This window comes from Afipia sp. GW822-FHT03D08 (assembly GCF_058801645.1).
Genome location: NZ_JBXANK010000001.1, coordinates 1,936,464 through 1,955,818 on the forward strand (window position 1 = coordinate 1,936,464; position 19,355 = coordinate 1,955,818).

Sequence of the window (19,355 nt, forward strand, 5' to 3'; positions counted from 1 at the left end):
TCGAGAGCGAGATCGCGCAGTTGCGCGGTCTCGATCTACGTGGATTGCAAGCCCGCTGGAAGATCACCTTCCGTAAACCTGCCCTTCCTCATTTGCCAAAACACCTATTGTTCGGTGTCCTTGCGTACCGGCTGCAGGCTGACGCTTTCGGCGATCTCGATGCAGCAACAAAAGCTGCTCTTGAACGAAGCGGCGAGACCAAATCCCGGAGCGTCGTTGCCTCACAGCTTGAAGCCCATGATCGGCGGCAGACCAAGGCAGAAGCCGGCACGGTTCTGATGCGGGAATGGAAGGGGCGTCAGCATCGCGTCATGGTGATGACCGATGGGGTTGCCTGGAACGGAAAGACCTACAGGAGCCTTTCCGCGGTGGCCTTTGCCATGACCGGAACGCGTTGGAACGGTCCCAGATTCTTCGGCCTGCGAGACGGCACTATCGGCAAGAAAGTCAAGGATTGACCGATGAGCAGCCACCGCAAGACCATTCGGTGCGCGATCTATACTCGCGTTTCAACTGACGCTGGCCTGGATCAAGATTTCAACTCTCTTGATGCCCAGTACGAAGGGGCATCTTCATACATAAAAAGCCAAGCCCATGCTGGATGGACGCAGCTTCGCAGGCGATATGACGATGGTGGTTTCTCCGGAGGATCGACTGACCGACCTGCGCTTCAGCACCTCCTTGCTGATGTTCAGGAAGGAAGAATCGACGTCATCGTCGTCTATAAGGTCGATCGCCTGACGAGATCGTTGGCCGACTTCGCTAAGCTCGTTGAGCTTTTCGACAAGCACGGCGTTTCGTTTGTGTCGGTCACGCAGCAGTTCAATACTACGACATCCATGGGACGGCTGACACTCAATGTGTTGCTGTCCTTCGCCCAGTTCGAACGCGAGGTCACGTCGGAACGCATTCGAGATAAAATAGCAGCTTCCAAGCGCAAGGGACTTTGGGTCGGGGGCGTCGTTCCACTTGGCTACAGGGCTAAAGATCGCAAGATCACCATTGTCGAGAGTGAGGCCAAGACCGTTCGTCATATCTTCCGTCGCTATCTCGAACTTGGAAGCATCGGTACGCTCCTTGAGGATCTACGAAAGAGCGGCATCACCACGAAGCGCCGACCTCTATCGACCGGCAAGATCATTGGAGGCATCCCGTTCGGCCGGGGACCGGTTGCTCATCTTCTCCGCAACCGCTTCTATATTGGCGAGGTCAAATACAAGAACGAGATCCTGCGAGGCGAGCAAAAGCCAATCATTGATCGCAAGCTGTTTGATGCCGTCCAAGCCAAACTCGACCAGCAACGCCAAGCAACCGCCAAAGCCAGAAATAACTCCGAGGCTCTACTCATGGGCCGCATATTCGATGACCGCGGCAACCGGATGACACCGACCTCGAAGCTCAAAAAGGGGGTTCGCTATCGCTACTACATCTCGGGCAACCTCTTACAGGGTCAGCCCCGTAACGTCGGCAGTGTCCCACGTGTGCCGGCCCCACTGATTGAGAAGCTGGTGATTGATGGTATTCGGAAACGCCTGAAGCAGACCGAGCTTTCCTCATCAATCGTCCGCGATCACATTGCACGTGTTGAAGTTGGCTTGAAGACGTTGAAGGTTGAGCTCTCGGCCCACGCGGATCAACTAAAGGCCAAGGGCAGATCAAGATCCGCCATCACTATCCCCTGGTCCAAACCGCCCTCCAAAGTCGCAAGAGAAATCATCCCACCGGCAAAATCATCACAACGCATGGATAAAAGACCCATCCGATCCGAAACGCGAGCAAAGCTCGTCCAGGCGATCGCTCAAGGTCGACATTGGGTCGACGAACTCATCTCGGGCAGCGTCACATCTACCCAACAAATCGCCTCACGCGAACAATGCAGCCTGCGGCAAGTCAATTTGACCATTTCCCTGGCATTTCTATCTCCAACCTTGGTCAAGGCTGCTGTAGACGGACAGCTTCCGAGAGGAGTTGGAATATCGACCATTCGCGATTTACCCGAGCTCTGGGCAGCCCAACACCGAAGCCTTGGCCTACAGCCCTGATTGGCTGGGGAACAGGATTTTCCAGCCACAGAGACAAACCGCCAAAATCAAACGTATGCGGGTCTCTGAAACCGATTGAGCCGCCAGGTAGTTTCAGAAAGCCCGCCAATAGCGGGCTTTGCTCGTCGATCTCGCGATATCGCGGATATCGAAGGACTGCGTGGTGGGCCCGGCAGGACTCGAACCTGCAACCAGACCGTTATGAGCGGTCGGCTCTAACCATTGAGCTACAGGCCCCGCCGGCTCGTTCCGAGCAACGGTGCAACCTCCCATACAATGACCGCAGCAAGCGGGCAACCTCACGCCACCTCGCCCGCCAGCTCATCGATCGCATTGTACGCCTGATCCAGATCGCTCGCCGTGGTGCTATAGGGCGGCATCAGATAGACCGTGTTGCCGAGCGGCCGTATCAGCAGGCCGCGCGCGAGAAATCCGCGATAAAGCCGCGGGCCGATGTCGGCCAGATAGCCGGCATCTTTCGCCACGATGTCGAGCGCGGCGATGGTTCCGATCTGGCGGACGTCCGCGAAACGCCGGTCGCCGCGAAACCGCGCGAGCCGCTCTTTATGCATCGCCGCAAGCGAATTGATGCGGTCCATCACCGGCTCGCTCTGCCAGATTTCCAGATTGGCCAGCGCGGCCGCGCAAGCAATGGGGTTCGCGGTGTACGAGCTGGAATGGAAGAACGTCTTGCTGCGGTCAGTGGAATAATGTGCGTCGAAAATCCCGGCCCGGCACAGGGTCACCGCCAACGGCACCGATCCGCCGGTCAGTCCCTTCGAATAGCAAGCGATATCGGGCGCAATACCGGCCTGCTCGCATGCGAACAGCGTGCCGGTCCGCCCCCATCCGGTCATGACTTCGTCCGCGATGAACAGCACGTTGTGCACCTCGCACACGCGTTTCATCTCCGCCAGAACCGCCGGCGGATAGATCAGCATGCCGCCCGCACCAAGAATGAGCGGCTCGACAATCAATGCTGCGACGTCGCCGCGCTTGCATGCCGCATCCAGCGCATCGAACGTCGCCTGTTCGCGACCGGATACGGGGAACGGAATTCGTTCGACGTCAAACAGCAGCGGATCGTATGGCGCGTTGAACACGCCACGTTCCCCCACCGACATGCCCCCAATGGTGTCACCGTGATAGGCGCCTTCGAGCGCGAGGATGCGGCTGCGTTTGGCGCCAAGATGACGCCAGTAGCCCAATGCCATCTTGAGCGCCACTTCGACCGAGGTCGATCCGCTGTCGGAGAAGAAGACATATTCAAGCTCCGGCGGCGTGATCGCAACCAGATGCCGGGCGAGTTTCTCCGCCGGCTCGTGTGTGAAGCCCGCGAAGATGACCTGATCGAGCTTGTCGACCTGATCCTTGATCGCCTGCACGATGCGAGGGTGACGGTGGCCGTGGGTCACCACCCACCAGGACGATATCCCGTCGAAGATGCGGCGGCCGTCGGCGGCCTCCAGCCATGCCCCCTCGCCTCGCGCGATCAGCGTTGGGTTGGGTTGAACGGCATGCTGCGTGAACGGATGCCACACCGGTGATCTGGATGTCATCAGGTCACGTCCTTCAGAAAGTCGCCGGCGTTGAAGTGCTGCGCGAATGCCGCACGCAGGGTCTCACGTGTAAGCGAAGCGAGATGTGGCAGCCTGCCAAGACGTTTCACTTGCCCCATGCTGGCGATCACTGTTTCCGACTCCCGATTTTCATCGCCAATGAATGCGATGCCGAGCACCGGAATGTCGCGCGCGCGCAACGCTTCGATCGACAACAAGCTGTGATTGATGGTCCCGAGCGTCGTGCGTGCGCACAGCACGACCGGTGCGCGCCACCGCGCCATGACATCTATGTATGTCAGGTTCTCAGTCAGCGGCACCATCAAACCGCCCGCCCCTTCGATCACCAGCGGCCGGTCGACTTCCGGCAAGGCAAGCGCGCCCGGATCGATGGTGACGCCATCAAGTCTCGCAGCAAGATGCGGCGAGGCCGGCGTCTTCAGCCGATAGGTCTCGCGCAGCACGCGCTCAGCAGAAAGGCCCGACAGCCGCTGGACAGCATCGCGATCGGTTTCCTCCTCGATGCCAGCCTGAACCGGCTTCCAGTAAAAAGCATCGAGAGCACCGGCGAGGGCCGCGGAAAACACCGTCTTTCCAATTCCGGTATCGGTGCCGGTGACGACAATACGGGTGCTCATGCCGCTTTCCGCATATCTTCGGCCAGAGCCTCGAATAGCGACGCAACCGTGGCTTCATCGACATTCAGCGTCAGCGCGATCCGCAGCCGTGCCGTCCCCTCCGGAACAGTCGGCGGGCGAATGGCGCGAATATCGAAGCCGCGTTGTTGCAGAGACGCCGCAACGGCGACTGCAGCACGATCCGCACCGATGATCACAGGAAGAATCTGCGAACCAGATGGCGTGACATTGCAGCGGCGGACGAGTTCGTCGCCCGCAAACCGGACCAGCCGCGCAAGCCGCTCGCGACGCTCCGGGTTGGTTCGGGAAACATGAATTGCGGCACGCGTGATCGCGGCCACCAGCGGCGACGGCGCAGTGGCGAAAATGAAAGGACGCGCGCGGTTGACGAGAAAATCGCGAATTGTGCGCGGCGCGAGGATGAAGCCGCCGACGGTGCCGAGCGCCTTTCCGCAGGTGTGCAGGGTGATAACGTTGTCGCGACCCTCGAATGCCGCGGCAAGTCCCCGTCCCTGCGGACCGAGCACGCCGGTGGCATGTGCTTCATCGACGACAAGCATCCCGTCATGACGATCGGCGACAGCCAGAAGTCCGGCGATGTCCGGGCTGTCGCCATCCATGCTGTAGAGGCTTTCGGCCGAGATCCATGGCCGCCCCTTGCCGCCGGCCGCGCGCCAGCGGACGATTGCAGCATCGAATGCATCGACGTTGTTGTGCGGAATACTCACGGCCTGGGCGCGTCCACGCCGCATCCCTTCATGGACGCTTGCGTGAATCAGTTCGTCATGGACGACAAGATCGCCCTGCTGCGGCAGCGTCGAAAATATCGTGAAGTTCGCGACATAACCGCCGCCGAAATAGAGCGCTGTCTCCGCGCCGAAATAGGAAGCGGCCTCGTTTTCGAGCGCTTCATGCTCGTCGTGATTTCCGCGCAGCAGCCGCGAGCCGCCGGAGCCGACCGGAACGCCCCGCGCAATCGCGTCGGCTGCGGCGCGCTTCAGTTCATCTGACTCTGCGAGCCCCAGATAATCGTTCGATGTGAAATCAAGTCCCGCTCGGCTGCGAAGTGACCTCAGCCGGCCCTTGCCTGCGAGGTCGCGCAAATCGGCTTCGAACTTCTCATGCATGCATCAAATCCCGTCTGCAACGATGGAGGTTGGATGCGGGCACATGCCGCAAGTTTACAGCTTTTGATTCTTTTCATTGACGAGAACCACGCGCGGCTGATGGTGCCGTGCCTCGGCTTCATCGAAATTTGCATAAGCGACGATGATCACCTTGTCGCCCATCATCGCCAGCCGCGCGGCGGCGCCATTCAAGCCGATAATGCCCGAGCCCGCTGGCGCTTCGATCACATAGGTCGAGAAACGCGCACCGGTGTCGATATTATAGATGTCGACCCGTTCATTGACCAGAAAACCGGCGGCGTCGATCAGGGTGCGATCGATCGAAATCGAGCCCTCGTAGTGCAAATCCGCTTCGGTCACCCGCGCGCGGTGGATCTTGCCCTTCATCATGGTGACTTGCATCGGCCTGCCCTGGTTCCGGCGCGGACGCCTCGCGCGCAAGTCCGTTAGGACGGGCGCTGGCCGGGGTCAAGACTTTAGGGGCAGATGGCTGTCAGGCAAAAGCCATGCGCCGGCGGGCGCGCAACAGCAGTGTCACGACAATGGCGATGTTCAATGCATTCCAGCCAACGCCATTCAGGAACGCGGCGGCGTAGGATCCGGTCGCGTCGAAAATCACGCCGGAAATCCAGCCGCCGAACGACATGCCGATAACCGATGCGAAGATGACGATACCGACGCGGGTTGCGGCCACGCTGGAGGGCATCGATTCCCGGATAATGATGGCGTAGCTCGGCACGATGCCGCCCTGAAACAGGCCGAACATCGCGGAGATAATGTACAGCGACGTCAGCCCGTCGAAAAACAGATAGAACATCAGCGCGACGCCCTGCGCGATCGAGCCGACCAGCAGTGTGCGTAACCCGCCGATACGGTCGGCCAGGAAACCGGAGCCGATCCGGCTGACGATTCCGAAGGCGAGCATCAATGACAGCATCTCGGCGCCGCGCGCCACGCCATAACCAAGATCGCCGCAATAGGCGACGATATGAACCTGCGGCATCGACATTGCCACACAGCAGGCGATAGCCGCGATGCCAAGCACGGCGGTGAGCGCATTGGTGCCGATCTGCAGATCGACGCGCGGCGGCGGCGCATCTGCGTGCGAGCGCACGGTTTCACTGCCGATCTGCCAGCGCAGAACTGCGACCACGATCGCCATAACGATCGTACAGCCTATTCCAATCGCGATATGTGTGGCGCGCCATCCAGCATATGCCGTGCCGCGTTCGACAACAGTGGGCCAGAATGTGCCTGCGATGTAGTTTCCGCTGGCGGCGATGGTGACGGCCACCCCGCGATGGCGATCGAACCAGTGCGATGCCTCGGTCATCAGTGGCCCGAAGGTCGCGGCGGCGCCGAGCCCGATCAGGAAGTGCATCAGGTTGAATTGCCACAGCGCTGCCGCATAGCCGGCACCGACATAGCCCAACAGCATGGCGACGATACCGATTGCGATCGCAGGCACAATGCCAAAGCGGTCCGACAGCTTGCCCATTGCCACACCACCGAGACCAAACCCGAGCATGGTGCAGGTGAAGGCCAGCGACGCCGCACCCCGGGTCGCGCCGAAGTCGGCCTGGACGATGGGGATGACCACCACCACCGACCACATGCCGACGCTGCCGATCGAGCCGATAATGAGGGCAATACCCAGCCGTACCCACGCCGCGCGTGAGTCCGGCGTGAAACCCGCTGGATGAGAGGCAGAATCGATGGAAACCGGCACGGACGCAACTTCGTCGGCCTTATGCTGCCGGTCAAGTCATTCTCCGAATGGGGGTTATGCGAGAATAACATCCTCCCGCACACGACATTTTCGGCCGTCGGCTTTCCCGTTAACTCTTTACTAACCATAAACTGGGCAAATTTTGCCGGGTGAAGTCGAGTGTCGTCGGGTCGCTGAACGGGGGAAATGCCCGTGGATGCCAGTGCGGTGCCTCACTTTAGGAACGGTGGCCCTTCGGCCGCCGCTCAAACCTTTGGGGCTCGCGAGCGACATACGCGGGGGGAAGCGGCGACAATGGTTGATGTAACAGCGGGCCAGGGCAGTGCAGCAACCGGCTCCGGATTTCCGAGTTTCAGCGACATCGGCACAATGCTCCGGCGCGGCGACCTCGCGCTCGCCTTCGGTGTTCTCACCATTCTCGTGGTTCTCATCCTGCCGCTGCCGGCGGTGGTGCTGGACCTGTTTCTGGCGATCTCGATCACGCTCTCGATCCTGATCCTGATGACCGCATTGTTCATTCAGACGCCGCTGGAATTCTCGGCGTTTCCGACGATCCTGCTGATCTCGACCATGCTGCGGCTGTCGCTCAATCTTGCCTCCACGCGCCTGATCCTGTCACACGGCCATGAAGGCACCGCTGCCGCCGGACACGTCATCGAGGCGTTCGGCAACTTCGTGATGGGTGGCAATTTCGTCATTGGCATCATCGTTTTCACGATCCTTGTGATTGTGAACTTCGTCGTCATCACCAAGGGTTCGGGCCGCATCGCCGAAGTGGCGGCGCGCTTCCACCTCGACTCGATGCCGGGCAAGCAGATGGCGATCGACGCCGACCTCTCCGCCGGCCTGATCGACGAGAAAGTGGCCAAGCAGCGCCGCAAGGAGCTTGAGGACGAAAGCGGGTTCTTCGGCGCCATGGACGGCGCCTCCAAGTTCGTGCGCGGCGATGCCATCGCCGGCCTGCTCGTCGTGTTCATCAACGTGATCGGCGGCATCATCATTGGCGTCGCCCAGCAGGGTATGGGCTTCGCGGATGCAGCCCGCACCTACACGCTGCTTACCGTGGGCGACGGCCTTGTCACACAGGTGCCCGCGCTGATCGTTTCGACCGCCGCCGGCCTGCTGGTCTCGAAGGCGGGCGTGACCGGCGCCGCCGACAAGGCGATGATGAAGCAGTTGTCGGGTTATCCGCAGGCGCTCGGCATGTCGTCCGGCGTGATGCTGGTGCTGGCGATGCTGCCCGGCATTCCAATGCTGCCGTTTCTCGCGCTGGGCGGCGGCGCGGGCTGGCTGGCCTGGAACGCACGCACGCGCAATCGCGCGGTCAAAGTCGAGGAAGCCCGCGAAGCTGCCGCGCCAGCCGCGGCCGCTGCGGCCGCAGCCGCCGCCGAAGAACCGATCTCGAGTGCGTTGAAGATCGACGACCTCAAGATTGAGCTTGGTTACGCGTTGCTGCCCCTGGTCAACGGACCGGACGGCACCGACCGCCTCACCGACCAGATCAAGGCGCTGCGCCGCTCGCTCGCGACCGAGATGGGCTTCGTGATGCCGGCCGTCCGTATTCTGGACAACGTGCAGCTCGAGGCCAACACCTACGTCATCAAGATCAAGGAAGTCGACGCCGGTACCGGCCGAATCTGGGCGAACCAGTTCATGGTGATGGACCCCTCCGGCAATCAGGTCACCATTCCAGGCACCCACACCACCGAGCCGACATTCGGGTTGCCTGCGACCTGGGTCGATGCCTCACTTAAGGAGGAAGCCTCGCTGAAGGGCTACACGGTGGTTGATTCCGCGACCGTTCTGTCCACGCACCTCACTGAACTGCTCAAGGGCAATATGTCTGACCTGTTGTCCTATGGCGAGGTGCAGAAGCTCCTGCGCGACCTGCCCAAGGAACAGGGGGAACTGGTCAAGGATATTGTCCCGAACCAGATCACGGTCTCCGGGATTCAGCGCGTCCTGCAACTGCTGCTGGCCGAACGTATTTCGATCCGCGACCTCTCCACCATTCTTGAAGGCATCGCCGATGCACTCGCCTTCTCGCGCAACCCGTCGACGCTGGCCGAACATGTGCGAAGCCGTCTGGCGCGGCAGATCTGCGCGCAGAATACCTCGATGAACGGCTACCTGCCGCTGATTGCGCTGAGCGCCAAGTGGGAGCAGGCGTTCGCGGAATCACTGATCGGCACGGGCGACGAACGCAGCCTCGCGATGCAGCCGTCAAAACTGTCGGAATTCATGACCGCGGTGCGCGACCGTTTCGAGCAGGCAGCCCGTGAAGGCGAAGCGCCGGTGCTGGTGACGTCGGCCGCAATCCGGCCATTCGTGCGCTCGCTGGTGGAACGTTTCCGGGCCCAGACGACTGTCTTGTCACAGGCGGAAATCCACCCCCGGGCGCGCCTGAAAACGGTCGGAAGCATCTAGTCAGGCGCTGGATTTCGTAAAAGCGTCTGCGGCAAATTGGTCACAGACAAGTTTTTCATGAAAATTTGGAAATCTTCACAGATCAGCGCCGCCCGATCAAACACACTAAGCACTTGAAAATACTTCAATATTTTTGAGTGGTTTACGGACCTCTCGGAAGTTCAAGACATTTCACTCGTTTGTGATCGGTGCTTGGAAACGAATCCCTGCCAATTACGTTGGTTAGAGCGTGGGGTTGAACCCACGGGCATGAGGGCGAGACAAACGTTCGACTGCATGAAAAGGCGGCGGGAGGTTTGTATGAACCATTCGTTTTACAGCGCGGACCGTATGACTCATTTGAAGATCGTCGTTGTGGCGCTCGTCGCCGCAATCGGTGTTGCTGGTCTCGGAATCTCTGCTCGCCTTTCGGATAACGGCCTTACCCAGACGGCTAAGATTACAGGTCCGGCCGTGAAGGCCAACAAAGCCGTTGTCATAACAAGTTCGGAGCAGTCGGCGATCCGCTAACGAATTCACCAATTCACAAGGCTCTCTTCCCCGCCCCCCGAAGTCGCCTTGTGAAGCTCAGAAGACCCCAAGTCTGAGAACAGAAAACGCCCGCTCCCCACGGGCGTTTTTTGTTGCGCGCATTTCAGGACATCAGCGCGGCTGCGCAGGAAGCGCCGGCACACTTTCGATCAGCTTGCCGGTGTAGACGATCGGCCCCGTGGCAACGCCGGTGGGCGATCCGCCTTCCGGCTCAATGGTCACGGCATAGGTGGCCTTGTTGATCGTCTCGTTATCGTAGGCCGCCAGTCCGGGGCGGATCGTGAAATCGCTACCACCTATCACACCGAGCGAACGCGGACGTTGCAGCTTGTCCGAGACCAGCCAAAGCTCATAGCTTTTGCCCGGCTCCGGCGCAGCGCTAACCTTGCGCACGGTGAAGTTCTTCGTCGCCGTATCGACAGTGAGAATGAAAGCCGGCGCGGCAGCGTTCTGCTGGAGCACAGCGACAAACTGCGCCGCCGGCGCAGGTGGCTGCGCGGGCGCCGCAACTTCAACGACCTTGATCTGCGGCTTGACCCGCAGTTGCTCCGGCAGCAGTTCAGGGCGATTGGCCTGAAGCGCAATCACAGCGGCAAGCGATGCTGCAACCGCCGTCATGACCCAGCCGAACGCCGAACCGCCGCGCGTCCGCGCGGGCAATGGAACGACATTGGAAGGCGCCGCCACCGGCTCGGGGATGATGTCGGATGCCGCCGCGGCCGCAATCGCAGCGGTGTCCGCCGATGCATCGGGTGATCCCGCAACCGCAACAGTTCGCTCGGGCTCGCCCGCCTGCTCGGCAATCGTGGGCATCTGCTCCGGCTGTGGAGCGGCGACCGGCTCTTCCGGCTTCGGCTCTTCAACCGGCTCCGGCTGAGGTCCGACCAGGCCCAGCGCTGCGCTGATGTTGTCCCACAGATGTGCCGGCGGCTCGATCGGCGCAACCATCTGGTGCAGCGGACTAAGCTTGCGATCCCACGCATCGACCACTTCCATGAAGCCGTGATCGACGATCATCATGGTCTCGACAAGCGCGCGCTCGTCGGCACTCAGCGTGCCGAGCGCATATTCCGCCGCGAGCGCGATATGGTCTTCGCTGTAGTTCATCTCATCCCAAACCAAGGCATCCGCGAATTTCGATCATGCTGCGCCGTAACCAGGTCTTGACCGTGTTCAGCGGCGTATTGAATTTTTCCGACAACTGTTCGCGGCTCCAACCGTTGTAGTAAGCCAGCAGCACCATTTTCTGGCGCTCCGGATCGAGTTGCCCGACACACTCCAGAATCCGCTTCAACTCCTCGGTCATTTCACGCCGCGCCAGCGGATCGGGAATATCCGACGCGACCTCCATGGCCACCGGTTCGTCTTCGATCGACGCCTCGCTGCGTTTACGCACGACATCGATCGCCCGGTTGCGGGCGATTGAAACCATCCAGGTAATCGGAGAAGCCAACGAGGGGTTGAACTGGCCCGCACTGTGCCAGATCTTGACGTAGGCTTCCTGGACCACCTCCTCGGCAAGATCCTGACGCCTCAATATACGGAGCACCACGCCAAAGAGTTTCGCCCGTGTGGCGGCATAAAGGCGCTCAAATGCAGCCTCGTCCCCCTTCGCAACCGATGCGAGCAGCCAGATCAACTCAGCCGGCGTCAGCATTAAACTTCCTCAAAAAAAACGTCGCTCTATGGTACCGAGTCGGAAATCGAAGCCGCCCTCGCCGTCTCGTATCACATCTTGCCCGTATCCGGTCCAGCTTCCCGCTCGGCCTCAAGGCGCGAAAAAGCAAAACCCGGACCTTCCGGCCCGGGTCTCATATCACGGAAACATCTCGCAAAAACCAGCCCTGTGAGTTCAGGCACGGGACCTGCGGCAATGAGGCAGTTTCACCAAGGTGGACGGGTTCCGGCAACCGCCGGGCGCACGCCAGATCTCAGGCCATCGCCCCGATCCGCGAACGCATCAAGCCGATGCTGTCGAGATCGGCCTGTTCACGAGCGCTTTCCTCGGCGCGCTCACGCGCCTGATCGCGCTCATCGAGCAGTTCGACCTTCTTGAGCTCTTCAAACGCCTCGCCCAGCACGGCTTTGGCATCTTCAAGCTGAACCCGCAGCTCGTCCGCGGAACGGGTCAGATTTTCCCGGCGCTGAATGGCTGCCTTGGCGTAGGTGGGATAGGCGAAGTGCGTGGGATCATTAATGCCAGCGCGGTCCTGCTCGTGCTGGATTTCGCGCTCCAGGTCGACCGACATGCGCTGGAAGTCGGCGATCATGCCTTCGATCTGCGCAACCCTTCGGCGCTTTTCGTCGACCTGAAACTTCTTCAGGCGGATCAGCGTTTCACGTGACTTCATCGACTCGTACTCCCCAGAAGTCCCAACCACAAAGCGGGACGGAACCGGCATCCCCCCAAGGGCCCCTCCGGTCAAACACAGATGGCGGGATCATGGCGCGACAAAGTTAGCGTTCCGTTTCCAAGGTTTGCAGGATTTGCTCCAATCGCCTGTATCCTTCGCCGATCCCTGTGGACTCATCCTTGGCCTGGCGCAGGAAGGTTTCGAGCGGCTCGTGCAGCCGGATGGCTTCATCGACCTCCGGGCTCGACCCGGCGCGATAGGCGCCGAGCCGGATCAGTTCTTCCATGTCGGCATAGGTGGCCATGACCTGCCGGGCCCGGGTGACGCTCGGAAGATAGGCCGGGTCCGCGGACCGCGGCATGGTTCGGGAGACTGACTTCAGGATGTTGATCGCCGGGTAGCGTCCGCGCTCGGCAATGGAGCGCTGCATAACGATATGGCCGTCGAGAATACCGCGCACAGCGTCGGCGACCGGCTCATTATGGTCATCGCCGTCCACCAGAACCGTGAAGATGCCGGTGATGGTGCCCTCGCCAAGCCCAGGCCCCGCCCGCTCCAGGAGTTTCGGCAGTTCGGTGAACACGGTGGGCGTGTAGCCTTTGGCGGTCGGCGGCTCGCCGGCGGACAGACCGATTTCACGCTGCGCCATCGCAAAACGTGTCACCGAGTCCATCATGCACATGACGTCTTTGTCCTCGTCGCGGAAATACTCCGCGATGGCCAGGGTCAGGTAAGCCGCCTGCCGCCGCATCAAGGCCGGCTCATCCGACGTGGCCACCACCACGACCGAACGCGCCAATCCCTCTTCGCCGAGATCGTCCTGCAGGAATTCCTGCACCTCGCGGCCGCGTTCGCCGATCAGTCCGATGACTGAAACGTCGGCATCCACGTTGCGCGCCAGCATCGACAGGAGCACCGATTTGCCGACGCCGGAACCTGCGAAGATGCCCATGCGCTGGCCGCGGCAGCAGGTCAGGAATGTGTTGAGCGACCGCACGCCGAGATCGAGTGGCGGTCCCACCCGCTTGCGAGAATGCGCAGGCGGCGGCGCGTTCCGGTAGGTCATCGGCGACGGGCCTTGAATCAAGGGTCCCTTTCCGTCGATCGGCTCGCCCATCGCATTGACGACACGTCCGAGCCACGACGCCGACGGACGCACCTGGCTGGCAGCGTTGGCTATGACCGCGCGGCAACCGCGGCGGACGCCCTCCAGTCCTGCAAAGGGCATCACAACGGCATTGTTGCCGGTGAAGCCGATCACCTCGCATGGGATGAAGCGGTTGTTGCCGGTTTCGACAACGATGCGCGCGCCCACCGACATCGCGTGGATTGGCCCCGCGATCTCAACCATGAGGCCGCGCACCCCAACAACTCGGCCATAAATATTGACGCCGTCGATATCGGAGATCTGTTCGGCGAGGGCCTTCATTGCGAAAACCTTAAGTTTCCGCGATTCCAGCGCTTCCCCTTAACCCCGTGTTTACCCGCATCGTTAATCATTGCGTCACTGTCTTTGATGACTGAGAGCGCTCGACCTTCAGAACAAAGGGGTGAGTCGCAGGAGTCGGTTAGGCCCGCCTCTTAATGTGGAACTTGAATGGCTAGGCTACGAAAAGCTGCTTACACGCAACATCTTAGTGCGATTCGACAAAAATTGCACGATAGAGCTTGCAGACACGAATCAGCATTTGTTAACCATATGTCGTCAGGATCCGAATCAGTTGTTCAAAGGCGTTTTTCCAGTGCCGCGAGTAGGCGGCCGGCCTGACGCCCGGAGCGGCGACTATAGGGGACTGGCATGCGCGTATTGCTGATAGAAGATGACAGCGCCACTGCGCAGTCGATCGAGCTGATGCTCAAATCCGAGAGCTTCAACGTCTACACGACGGATCTCGGAGAAGAGGGCGTCGACCTCGGAAAGCTTTATGATTACGACATCATCCTGCTCGACCTGAACCTCCCGGACATGTCCGGATATGACGTTCTCAAGCAGCTGCGTGTCTCGAAGATCAAGACACCCATTCTGATCCTCTCCGGCCTCGCCGGCATCGAGGACAAGGTCAAGGGTCTCGGCGTCGGCGCCGACGACTATATGACCAAGCCTTTCCACAAGGACGAACTGGTCGCCCGCATTCACGCGATCGTCCGCCGTTCCAAGGGACACGCCCAGTCGGTCATCCAGACCGGCGATCTGGTGGTCAATCTCGACACCAAGACCGTCGAAGTCGGCGGCCAGCGCGTCCACCTGACCGGCAAGGAATACCAGATGCTGGAGCTGCTCTCGCTCCGCAAGGGCACCACCCTCACCAAGGAGATGTTCCTCAATCATCTCTACGGCGGCATGGACGAGCCCGAACTCAAGATCATCGACGTCTTCATCTGCAAGCTGCGCAAGAAGCTCGCGAACGCTTCGGAAGGCCGTAACTTCATCGAAACCGTCTGGGGCCGCGGCTACGTGCTGCGCGAGCCACACGACGACGAAGTCCGCATTCCTGCCTGACACGGGTTGTATCGAGAGCCAGTGCGGCTCTCACCTCCCAGACTGGACCCCGCCGCAAATGGCGGGGTTTTTGTTTGGGTCAGAACGGCAGTCTCGTGAATGGCAGCCCGGAGTTTGCCTGTGCAAACGCAGTCAAGGTTGCAGCCGTCCATACCGCAGCGACAACCACAATAACGGCTACGCCAAGCGACGCACCGAAAATGCTGGCCATCAGGATTCCAGCGAGCGGAACGGCCTGCATCATATGAGTCGCCAGAAAATGCGGTACCCGCCGGTCTCCAACGGTCAGTGACCAGCCCGTGACCGGCATTCGCGATGCATTTGCGATTTCAAGACCGTTGTGATGATCGAGGGCGCCGCCCATGCGGAACGCCGTTATCAGCGTCAAGATGCTGCCGCCTATCAACCCGATCCCGAGCCCCCATTTGACCGCCGGCGCCAAGGCCGGTTTCGGGTCGATGACTACCGCACATCCAACCACTGCGGCGGACAATGTAATGACCACCGCACCTGCAGCCATCAGGACATACATCGCAGTGTAAAATCCATTTGAAAGATTGAAATGCGAGGCCTGCTGCCTCGCAGCCTGAATGAGGATGTAAATCATTTCGAACGTGGTCGCGCCAACCGACGAAACGGCGACAGCGAAGAGGACCTTTCCCCATTTCGCGGAAAGATCGACTGCGCTCAGCGACAGCGCAAGCGTCGCGAAATGGATCGCGAGCGAAGCTTCGAACTTCAATGGTTTCGCCCATACGCTTTCGCGATCGATGATGCGGCCGTCGACCATGTAAAGCACCAGCGTCAGGGCGAAGAGACCGCCAAGCGCGTAGGTCAGATTCCACCACAAGTCCTGCGTGCGACCAAGCTCTGACACGGATGCCTCCTCGCTTGACAAGAAGGTAGACACTGTCTACTTTCCGAGTCAAGCGAAAGGATGCGCGAGATGTCCCAAGACCGGCTCAAACGTCACTATGGATCGCTTGCAGTCGTCACGGGTGCGTCGGACGGAATCGGTCGCGCATTTGCGGAGAAATTAGCGGAAGCAGGTTTCGATCTTTTTCTGATTGCCCGGCGGCAAGTCGAACTGAAGCTGATCGCAGACTCGCTTCACCGGCGGCATGGAATAAATGTCGAGATCTTGCCTTTGGATTTGAGTGCTCCGACATCCGCATCTCGTTTGCTTGACGTCCTCCGCAAACGCGAGGTCGGGATATTCGTCGCGGCCGCGGGCTTCGGAACATCGGGGCAATTCATACACAATTCCGTAGATGCCGAGCTTCAGATGATCGATGTTAACTGCCGCGCAGTCGTCGAATTGACCCACGGAATCGGCATCGGAATGGCCGGGCGCGGGCGCGGCGGCATCGTTCTGTTCGGATCGCTGGTCGGCTGGCAAGGGACGCCGGCCGCCGCGACTTACGCCGCGACCAAAGCATTCATTCAAACATTCGCCGAAGGCATCGGCGACGAACTACGCGCATTCGGCGTCGATGTTTTGTCCTGTGCACCGGGTCCTGTCGATAGCGGATTTGCTTTGCGTGCCAATATGCGGATGGGAGCCACTGACTCTCCACCGCAGATAGCAGCGGAAAGCCTCGCCGCGCTCGGCCGCCGCCGAACTGTGGTTCCGGGCCGAGTTGGAAAGATGCTGACGCGCTCGCTCTCACTCTTGCCACGCCAGTCGCGTGTGGGGATCATGGGGAAAGTCATGAGGGGAATGGTAAGATCCAGTGGCCAAGGCGTCGAAAACAAGAACGGGAAATCTGCGTGAAGATTGCGTCGCCGAAGCGCTTTCGATCATTGCGACGGACGGAATCGACAAGCTCAGTCTTCGAGAAGTCGCACGGCGCCTGGGCGTGTCGCATCAGGCTCCCTACAAGCATTATGAAAGCCGGGATCACCTGCTCGCGGAAGTTCTGAAAGGCGCATACAGCCAATTCGCGAACTATCTCGATTCGCAGCTAAAAAAAGGATCGGCGAACGAGAATCATCTCCGCGCAATGGGCGAGGCTTACATCCGCTACGCGATGTCGCATCCGCTCGAATATCAATTGATGTTCAACACCGATCTGCCCGATCCATCCGGGCATCCCGATATGCTCAAACAGGCCCATCATGCGTTCGACATGTTGCGGGATGCGTTGCGAAGCCGCGCGAAAACATCTCAACGTCCGATGGCCGCGAAGGAAATCGATCACCAAGCATTATTTGTGTGGTCGACCCTGCATGGCTTCGTCAGCATCATGCGCTCCGAGGTCGCTGCTGAACTGAAAGTTGGACCCAAACAATCGGCCGCGACGGACGTTCTCTCGCACATCGGAAGAGCGATCGGGAGTCTATCCACGAAGTAAGCAGTGCGGATCCGAGATCGCTTGTCCCCGCGCGCGCTCTATCGAAGTTTCAGTTCCGCGCCAAAATCTTTGCCTGGCTCGCGCCCAATCCCGGAACCAAGGACGGCGACGACACCCGCGCGGGGTTCGGGGCATACACACCGCGAAGATCCGGGCAGGCCCGGTACGCGTCGGTCAATCCGATCACGGTTTCCGCAGCACCCAGGAAAAGGAAGCCATCAGGTTCATTGATCTTCTGCATCCGCCCGAACACGTCGATCTTGGTGGGCTGATCGAAGTAGATCAGCACGTTCCGACAGAAGATGATGTCGAAGATTCCGAAGTGGGAGAAATCCTGCAACAGGTTGGCCTGCTGGTAGCGGACCATGGCGCGGATATCGGGATTGAGCTGCCAGACATCGCCGACCTGCTTGAAATGCTTCACCAGCAACTGGATCGGCAGTCCGCGCTGGACTTCGAACTGGCTGTAGATGCCGGCCTTGGCCTTTTCGAGAACTTCAAGCGACAGATCGGTCGCAACGATCTCGGCGCGCCAGTCCGGCGGCAAGGCCTCCTTCAGGAGCATGGCGAGCGAATAAGGCTCCTGCCCGGTCGACGCAGCGGCACACCAGATACGCAGGCTGCGGCGGTTGGCACGCGCCTTCAGCAGTTGCGGCAGCACGGTATCGCGGACGTTTTCGAACGGCACCTTGTCGCGAAAGAAAAACGTCTCGTTGGTCGTCATCGCCTCGACAACGTCGACGGTCAATGCTTCCGAACCAGACTTGATCTTCTGCACAAGTTCGCTGATGCCCGAAATGCCTGCCTTGCGGGCGAGCGGCAACAGACGGCTTTCGATCAGATACTGCTTGTCGGACGACAACAGCAGGCCGGAGCGATCCTTCAGAAGTTTGCGCAGATACTCGTAATCCAGTGGTGTCACCCGCGAACTCCTGAAAATACCCGAACAACCTTGGGAGCGATCTGGTCGAGCGGCAGGATGGCCGCACAGACACCAGCATGGGCGACCGCGCCCGGCATGCCCCACACGACACTGGTGGCTTCGTCCTGCGCGATGACGTTGCCGCCGGCGGCGACGAGGGTCTTGGCGCCCTGCGCGCCGTCCGACCCCATCCCGGTCAGTACCACCGCGAGGATGCCGGCCTGCCAGATCTCGGCCGCCGAGGCGAACAGCGGATCTACCGCCGGTTTGCAGAAGTTGATCTGCGGTCCGTCATCGAGAGCGATGACCGTATTCGTACCCGAGCGCGCAACACGCATATGGCGGCCGCCCGGAGCGAGATAGATCTGCCCTGCCTTGACGATCTCACCATCGACCGCCTCGTGAGCAGGACGGCCGCTCGCGCGCGCCAGATGCTCGGCGAGAATGGTGGTGAAGGTCGGCGGCATATGCTGGGTAATGAGGACCGGATACTGGTCGATTACCGGCCCGATACCGGCGACCAGATTCATCAGTGCCTGCGGGCCACCCGTCGAAGAACCGATCACCAGGACGCGCGGCACCACTGCGGTGAACGGCCGTACCATGAGCTTGGTCTGTGCGACCGGCGGCATCGTGCCGGTGGCCGTCCGGGGCAACGGCGCCCGCACCGGCTGCGCTGCCGGCGCCAGCGAAGGACTGGGAACGACCGCCGGACGGCGCAGGCGGATGCCGAGGTGACGTATCTTTTCGATGAGGTCGCGCTTGAAGACGTCCGCGGCGGACATCTCGCGGGTGCTCTCTGGCTTTGGAATGTAGTCGGACGCACCGAGCGACAGCGCCTTGAAGCTGATCTCCGCGTTCCGGCGGGTCAGCGTCGATGCCATGATGATGACGAGATTGCGCTTCTTCTCAAGCAGCAGGGGCAGCGCCGAGATGCCGTCCATATCCGGCATCTCGATATCGAGCACGACCACATCCGGATCGACACGGACGACCTGGTTGACTGCATCGAGTCCGGTGCGGATCGAGGCGACAACCGTCAGGTCCGGCTCCGCCTCGATCCAGCGGGAGATCAGCCCGCGAATGACCGCAGAATCGTCGACGACCATGACGCGCAGTGGCTCGTGCCGCTGTGCGGACGAGCCCGGTGGGGTCAAAACTGCAACGCTCAT

General features: G+C 60.5%; 19 protein-coding genes and 1 tRNA gene. 7 read left to right on the plus strand and 13 right to left on the minus strand.

The window, feature by feature from the left end:
- The first annotated feature begins 20 nt into the window (after window positions 1-20).
- Together AC1RM7_RS09555 and AC1RM7_RS09560 are read left to right on the plus strand one after the other, a co-directional pair.
- The gene (locus AC1RM7_RS09555; RefSeq protein WP_444826209.1) at window positions 21-458 is read left to right on the plus strand and encodes a DUF2924 domain-containing protein; all 438 of its coding nucleotides are present in this window, start codon (window positions 21-23) and stop codon (window positions 456-458) included.
- Window positions 459-461: 3 nt separating this feature from the next.
- Window positions 462-2,042: a recombinase family protein gene (locus AC1RM7_RS09560; protein WP_024920909.1), complete on the plus strand. Its 1,581-nt coding sequence runs from the start codon at window positions 462-464 to the stop codon at window positions 2,040-2,042.
- A 161-nt stretch (window positions 2,043-2,203) separates the two neighbouring features.
- Here AC1RM7_RS09560 and AC1RM7_RS09565 read toward each other — a convergent pair.
- From AC1RM7_RS09565 to AC1RM7_RS09590, 6 genes are all read right to left on the minus strand, one after another.
- Window positions 2,204-2,279 (minus strand) — tRNA-Ile (locus AC1RM7_RS09565).
- A 62-nt stretch (window positions 2,280-2,341) separates the two neighbouring features.
- A complete protein-coding gene (locus AC1RM7_RS09570; protein ID WP_024920910.1) occupies window positions 2,342-3,601 on the minus strand; it encodes an adenosylmethionine--8-amino-7-oxononanoate transaminase in 1,260 nt (419 codons plus the stop codon).
- Window positions 3,601-4,239 (minus strand): dethiobiotin synthase, encoded by a 639-nt coding sequence (gene bioD, locus AC1RM7_RS09575; protein WP_024920911.1) that lies wholly within the window; start codon window positions 4,237-4,239, stop codon window positions 3,601-3,603. Before bioD ends, AC1RM7_RS09570 begins: the two co-directional genes overlap by 1 nt.
- Complete coding sequence (locus tag AC1RM7_RS09580; RefSeq protein ID WP_024920912.1) at window positions 4,236-5,366, minus strand: 8-amino-7-oxononanoate synthase; 1,131 nt, start codon at window positions 5,364-5,366, stop codon at window positions 4,236-4,238. The genes bioD and AC1RM7_RS09580 overlap by 4 nt, the downstream gene beginning before the upstream one ends.
- Before the next feature lie 54 nt (window positions 5,367-5,420).
- The gene (gene panD, locus AC1RM7_RS09585) at window positions 5,421-5,768 is read right to left on the minus strand and encodes an aspartate 1-decarboxylase (protein ID WP_024920913.1); all 348 of its coding nucleotides are present in this window, start codon (window positions 5,766-5,768) and stop codon (window positions 5,421-5,423) included.
- Between the two features lie 91 nt (window positions 5,769-5,859).
- Window positions 5,860-7,095: an MFS transporter gene (locus AC1RM7_RS09590; protein WP_024920914.1), complete on the minus strand. Its 1,236-nt coding sequence runs from the start codon at window positions 7,093-7,095 to the stop codon at window positions 5,860-5,862.
- 294 nt (window positions 7,096-7,389) lie between these two features.
- Between AC1RM7_RS09590 and flhA the strand changes: the two genes are divergently transcribed.
- On the plus strand, window positions 7,390-9,522 hold the full coding sequence (gene flhA, locus AC1RM7_RS09595) for a flagellar biosynthesis protein FlhA (RefSeq protein WP_024920915.1): 2,133 nt from the start codon (window positions 7,390-7,392) through the stop codon (window positions 9,520-9,522).
- Window positions 9,523-9,822: 300 nt separating this feature from the next.
- The gene (locus AC1RM7_RS09600; protein ID WP_006021875.1) at window positions 9,823-10,032 is read left to right on the plus strand and encodes a hypothetical protein; all 210 of its coding nucleotides are present in this window, start codon (window positions 9,823-9,825) and stop codon (window positions 10,030-10,032) included.
- A 132-nt stretch (window positions 10,033-10,164) separates the two neighbouring features.
- On the opposite strand, the gene AC1RM7_RS09605 is transcribed toward AC1RM7_RS09600, so the two are convergent.
- From AC1RM7_RS09605 to fliI, 4 genes are all read right to left on the minus strand, one after another.
- Window positions 10,165-11,160 carry an anti-sigma factor gene (locus AC1RM7_RS09605; protein WP_006021876.1) on the minus strand — a complete coding sequence of 332 codons (996 nt, stop codon included), beginning with the start codon at window positions 11,158-11,160 and terminating at the stop codon, window positions 10,165-10,167.
- 1 nt (window position 11,161) lies between these two features.
- Window positions 11,162-11,710 carry a sigma-70 family RNA polymerase sigma factor gene (locus tag AC1RM7_RS09610; protein WP_006021877.1) on the minus strand — a complete coding sequence of 183 codons (549 nt, stop codon included), beginning with the start codon at window positions 11,708-11,710 and terminating at the stop codon, window positions 11,162-11,164.
- A gap of 274 nt (window positions 11,711-11,984) precedes the next feature.
- Window positions 11,985-12,404, minus strand: a complete 420-nt coding sequence (fliJ, locus tag AC1RM7_RS09615) for a flagellar export protein FliJ (protein ID WP_006021878.1) — start codon at window positions 12,402-12,404, stop codon at window positions 11,985-11,987.
- Window positions 12,405-12,510: 106 nt separating this feature from the next.
- On the minus strand, window positions 12,511-13,836 hold the full coding sequence (gene fliI, locus AC1RM7_RS09620; RefSeq protein WP_024920916.1) for a flagellar protein export ATPase FliI: 1,326 nt from the start codon (window positions 13,834-13,836) through the stop codon (window positions 12,511-12,513).
- Between the two features lie 369 nt (window positions 13,837-14,205).
- Between fliI and ctrA the strand changes: the two genes are divergently transcribed.
- A complete protein-coding gene (gene ctrA, locus AC1RM7_RS09625; protein WP_006021880.1) occupies window positions 14,206-14,907 on the plus strand; it encodes a response regulator transcription factor CtrA in 702 nt (233 codons plus the stop codon).
- A 79-nt stretch (window positions 14,908-14,986) separates the two neighbouring features.
- Here ctrA and AC1RM7_RS09630 read toward each other — a convergent pair whose 3' ends face one another.
- On the minus strand, window positions 14,987-15,784 hold the full coding sequence (locus tag AC1RM7_RS09630; RefSeq protein ID WP_152544175.1) for a hypothetical protein: 798 nt from the start codon (window positions 15,782-15,784) through the stop codon (window positions 14,987-14,989).
- 69 nt (window positions 15,785-15,853) lie between these two features.
- Between AC1RM7_RS09630 and AC1RM7_RS09635 the strand changes: the two genes are divergently transcribed.
- Entirely contained in the window at window positions 15,854-16,681 is an 828-nt protein-coding gene (locus AC1RM7_RS09635) for an SDR family NAD(P)-dependent oxidoreductase (RefSeq protein ID WP_024920918.1), read from the plus strand.
- Window positions 16,641-17,261 carry a TetR/AcrR family transcriptional regulator gene (locus AC1RM7_RS09640; RefSeq protein ID WP_024920919.1) on the plus strand — a complete coding sequence of 207 codons (621 nt, stop codon included), beginning with the start codon at window positions 16,641-16,643 and terminating at the stop codon, window positions 17,259-17,261. Before AC1RM7_RS09635 ends, AC1RM7_RS09640 begins: the two co-directional genes overlap by 41 nt.
- Window positions 17,262-17,310: 49 nt before the next feature.
- Here AC1RM7_RS09640 and AC1RM7_RS09645 read toward each other — a convergent pair whose 3' ends face one another.
- The gene (locus AC1RM7_RS09645) at window positions 17,311-18,183 is read right to left on the minus strand and encodes a CheR family methyltransferase (protein ID WP_006021884.1); all 873 of its coding nucleotides are present in this window, start codon (window positions 18,181-18,183) and stop codon (window positions 17,311-17,313) included.
- Window positions 18,180-19,355 (minus strand): protein-glutamate methylesterase/protein-glutamine glutaminase, encoded by a 1,176-nt coding sequence (locus tag AC1RM7_RS09650; protein ID WP_024920920.1) that lies wholly within the window; start codon window positions 19,353-19,355, stop codon window positions 18,180-18,182. The genes AC1RM7_RS09645 and AC1RM7_RS09650 overlap by 4 nt, the downstream gene beginning before the upstream one ends.

Coding starts and splice junctions, on each gene's coding strand:
- AC1RM7_RS09560 (WP_024920909.1), top strand. CDS start 462: ATGAGCAGCCACCGCAAGACCATTCGGTGCGCGATCTATACTCGCGTT.
- AC1RM7_RS09570 (WP_024920910.1), bottom strand. CDS start 3,601: ATGACATCCAGATCACCGGTGTGGCATCCGTTCACGCAGCATGCCGTT.
- bioD (WP_024920911.1), bottom strand. CDS start 4,239: ATGAGCACCCGTATTGTCGTCACCGGCACCGATACCGGAATTGGAAAG.
- AC1RM7_RS09580 (WP_024920912.1), bottom strand. CDS start 5,366: ATGCATGAGAAGTTCGAAGCCGATTTGCGCGACCTCGCAGGCAAGGGC.
- panD (WP_024920913.1), bottom strand. CDS start 5,768: ATGCAAGTCACCATGATGAAGGGCAAGATCCACCGCGCGCGGGTGACC.
- flhA (WP_024920915.1), top strand. CDS start 7,390: ATGGTTGATGTAACAGCGGGCCAGGGCAGTGCAGCAACCGGCTCCGGA.
- AC1RM7_RS09600 (WP_006021875.1), top strand. CDS start 9,823: ATGAACCATTCGTTTTACAGCGCGGACCGTATGACTCATTTGAAGATC.
- AC1RM7_RS09605 (WP_006021876.1), bottom strand. CDS start 11,160: ATGAACTACAGCGAAGACCATATCGCGCTCGCGGCGGAATATGCGCTC.
- AC1RM7_RS09610 (WP_006021877.1), bottom strand. CDS start 11,710: ATGCTGACGCCGGCTGAGTTGATCTGGCTGCTCGCATCGGTTGCGAAG.
- fliJ (WP_006021878.1), bottom strand. CDS start 12,404: ATGAAGTCACGTGAAACGCTGATCCGCCTGAAGAAGTTTCAGGTCGAC.
- fliI (WP_024920916.1), bottom strand. CDS start 13,836: ATGAAGGCCCTCGCCGAACAGATCTCCGATATCGACGGCGTCAATATT.
- ctrA (WP_006021880.1), top strand. CDS start 14,206: ATGCGCGTATTGCTGATAGAAGATGACAGCGCCACTGCGCAGTCGATC.
- AC1RM7_RS09635 (WP_024920918.1), top strand. CDS start 15,854: ATGTCCCAAGACCGGCTCAAACGTCACTATGGATCGCTTGCAGTCGTC.
- AC1RM7_RS09650 (WP_024920920.1), bottom strand. CDS start 19,355: ATGAGCGTTGCAGTTTTGACCCCACCGGGCTCGTCCGCACAGCGGCAC.